Source organism: Alistipes sp. CAG:29, from assembly GCF_000435435.1.
Taxonomy (GTDB): Bacteria; Bacteroidota; Bacteroidia; order Bacteroidales; family Rikenellaceae; genus Alistipes; species Alistipes onderdonkii.
In genome coordinates this window covers 1-745 of record NZ_FR893404.1, presented here as the reverse complement: position 1 = coordinate 745, position 745 = coordinate 1, and the positions used below count along the sequence as shown (strand labels likewise).

Here is a 745-nt window from a genome sequence, read left to right as displayed (position 1 = left end):
GGTTCTAACCAGCCGGGACGCGATGTTGATGAGTGAAGGGAAGAAAATATTACTTACTGTAATGATAACGCATCGAGAGGATATAGACCTCGATCATTTCATCGTGCACCGAGTAAACGATGCGATGTTCAGTATTGATACGCCGAGACCACTTCCCGGCCAGATCATACTTCAGGGGTTCTGGCTTACCGATACCGGTGAACGGATGTTCCGCTATATCCGCCAGTAATGCGGATATACGATTCATAATCGCCTTGTTGCCGCTTTTCTTCCAAAAAGCGATGTCCGCCTGCGCTTGTTCCGAAAAGACTATTTCCATATATCTTCAGGAGCGATAACCTTTCCTTTGCCGTCGCGGATCTCCTGCTCGGCAGCTTTGATACGCTTCACATTCTCGGGGGATTTCATAAGATACTCGGTTTCCTTGATGGAGTTATATTCATCCAAAGACATCAACACGACCCCGGCTCCCCCGCCGCGGTTAATGATAACCGTATCCGAATCCTCGATAACAGAATCTATATAGGTTTTGAGATTCTGCCTTAAATCGGAATAGTTTGCTGTTCTCATTGCTCAACTTTATATTTTGTACTTAAATACGTACAAATATACGTACTTATTGTGTCATATGCAAATTTCTAACCGAAATAATATTCTATCAGGCTCCCAGCAACCGCGCCCCCAAGGCGCGGCGCGAAAAACAAGCGTCCCGGCTGGTTCTAACCAGCCGGGACGCGATGTTGAT

At 46.3% G+C, this 745-nt stretch carries 2 protein-coding genes; both read right to left on the bottom strand.

Annotation, left to right across the window (positions count from 1 at the left end):
- Positions 1–49: 49 nt before the first annotated feature.
- Positions 50–319 (bottom strand): Txe/YoeB family addiction module toxin, encoded by a 270-nt coding sequence (locus QVP03_RS01295; protein ID WP_014774404.1) that lies wholly within the window; start codon positions 317–319, stop codon positions 50–52.
- A complete protein-coding gene (locus QVP03_RS01290) occupies positions 310–570 on the bottom strand; it encodes a type II toxin-antitoxin system Phd/YefM family antitoxin (protein ID WP_014774403.1) in 261 nt (86 codons plus the stop codon). The genes QVP03_RS01295 and QVP03_RS01290 overlap by 10 nt, the downstream gene beginning before the upstream one ends.
- Positions 571–745: the final 175 nt, after the last annotated feature.